Here is a 2,405-nt window from a genome sequence, read left to right on the forward strand (position 1 = left end):
CCCCTCGACAAACCCCTCGGCTCTGCGAAGTATGCCCGGAATGTCTCCGGCAGGGACGAGATCACGCTGGTCATCGGGCAGCAGGAAGGCGACGGGGCGGTCTGTGAAGGGTTCGGCTTCGACCAGATCCTTGCGGCGGTCGAGGCAGTACGGCCGATGGTTCTTGTCTGGGTTGGCCGGTTTCCGGAGCCCGGAACACCGGAACATACCATTCTTACCCCTCGGGTTTCTGCCCGGGCAGCCACATTTGAAGAAGGATATACCCTTGCACAACAAAAGACGATACAGGGATCGATTGTCCTTACCGTCAAGACCTGGAGATGAACAGCGCCCATGAAGTACATGCACCCCCGCCCGAGCTCGATCGTTGCCGCCCTCTACACAGCCCGCGACCTTAATGTTGACGTTGCCATCCTCCACGGCCCCTCCGGCTGCTCGTTCAAGCACGCACGCCTGCTGGAGGAAGACGGGATGCGGACGCTCACCACTTCGCTTGCCGACAATGAGTTCATCTTCGGCGGCCAGAAGCCGCTCGAGGATGTGCTCCGGTATGCGGAGGAGACGTTCCATCCCCGGCGCATGGCCGTGGTCGGGACCTGCGTCTCGATGATCATCGGCGAAGACCTCCAATCCGCGATTGACGGGGCCGGTATTACGACTCCCACGATCGCAGTCGACATCCATGCCGGCTTCCTGGAGAATATTGCAGGAGTCCTCTCGACGCTTGAAGCCGCAGAAGTGGCTGGCTGGATCACGGAAGAGGAACTGGCCCGCCAGCGGCAGATGATGCAGGCGGCAAATGACGTTGAACGTCTCCGGGGGGCAGCGTCACAGTCGTACATTGAAGCATCGCGGGGCGACCTCAAGCATGTTGCAGCGCAGGAACTCCTCCGGCTCGCACGGTCCGGAAAAAAAGGCGTCGCGATCCTCAACGCCAAGAAAGAGACCGCGTACATGTTCGTGGACGCACTCATCGCGCTTCACGACAAATGCCCGGATGCGGACATCACCTATATCGCCAACCTTGATCAGCGGGGACTCCCGAAGACGCGGGGCGATGCTGACAGGATCGCAACAGAACTGGCAGAACGGGGCGTGAAGGCCGAACTCATCGGTGCGCTGGACGAGTACGGGGCAAACGGCGACTGGCTGGGGAAACGGATCCGCGAGATCAAACCGGACTTCGCGCTCATCACCGGTGTCCCCCATGCCATCCCGCCGGAGTACACGGAAGGCGTTGAGTGCTTCTCCATAACAAACGGCCCGCGGCAGGTGGCCCCTCTCAAGGCCATCGGGCACCAGCATGTGATGGTGGAGATCGACCTCCACCCCAAGACGCTCGGTGTCCGCTCGATCGTGGAGAGCGAATTCGGGGCGGTTCTCCGGAGCCTCCCATGAAAGCGGTTCTCATCACAGGTGACCGATCAGGTAGTGGCAAGACCAGCATCACGCTCGCGCTCGCGGCCCTTCTTTCAAAGACAGATACGGTCCAGACTTTCAAGGTGGGAATGGACTACATCGACCCATCCTATCTTGCGGCCGTATCGCACCGTCCCTGCCGGAACCTGGACACGTTCACGCTCAACGGTCCGCAGGTGCACGATATCTTCCGGTTCGGTTGCCGGGGCGCGGACATCGCGCTCGTGGAAGGCGTGCGGGGACTGTACGAAGGGGCCGAGGCCCTGGGCGACACCGGCAGTACGGCCGCGATCGCAAAGGAACTCGACCTTCCTGTTGTTCTCGTGGTCTCGGCCCAGAGCATCACCCGGAGTGCAGCTGCGATCGTCAAAGGGTTCCAGTCCTTTGACCCGAAGATCCGGATCGCGGGTGTGATCCTCAACAACATCAAAGGCGGGTCGCATAAGGCCAAGGCGGTGACTGCTATCGAGCACTATTGCGGCGTCCCGGTCATTGGTGCCATCCCCCGTATGGAAGAGATGCAGCTTGCCATGCGCCACCTCGGGCTCGTGCCCTACCGGGAGGGATCGGGACGGGGTGACTTCGATTCCCGGATCGATACCATCACAAAGATGATCGGGCAGTACGTTGATCTCGACCGGCTCCGCTCGCTGATGAAGGACGTACCGGACAACCCTGCACCCACGATCTTCGACTCCCTTCCTGTTCCCGATGTAACAATCGGTGTTGCGCTGGACGAGGTGTTCAACTTCTATTACGCGGACCTCTTCGATATTCTGAAAACCTGCGGGGCAAAGACCGTGACCTTCAGCCCGAGCCATGATAGTCTCCCCGAAGCTGACGGGTACATCATCGGCGGGGGATATCCCGAGCTTTTCCTGCGGGAACTCGAAGCCAACAACCGTATGCGGGAGGCCATTCGCGAGGTATCGCGGAACGGCACGCCCGTGTACGCGGAGTGCGGAGGGCTGATGGATCTCACGGAC

2 protein-coding genes and 1 pseudogene are annotated in these 2,405 nt (G+C 60.8%); all 3 read left to right on the forward strand.

All coding sequences use genetic code 11. The features are described from left to right. Window positions 1-324: pseudogene (locus tag CW742_RS10675) on the forward strand (coenzyme F430 synthase); the annotation flags it as partial. 9 nt (window positions 325-333) lie between these two features. Next, window positions 334-1,398, forward strand: a complete 1,065-nt coding sequence (cfbD, locus tag CW742_RS10680; protein WP_292420226.1) for a Ni-sirohydrochlorin a,c-diamide reductive cyclase catalytic subunit — start codon at window positions 334-336, stop codon at window positions 1,396-1,398. Continuing rightward, a partial coding sequence (locus CW742_RS10685) for a cobyrinate a,c-diamide synthase (protein WP_292420228.1) occupies window positions 1,395-2,405 on the forward strand: 1,011 nt, incomplete at its 3' end. The genes cfbD and CW742_RS10685, both read left to right, overlap by 4 nt.

It is taken from the genome of Methanoregula sp. (genome assembly GCF_002835825.1).
GTDB lineage: Archaea > Halobacteriota > Methanomicrobia > Methanomicrobiales > Methanospirillaceae > Methanoregula.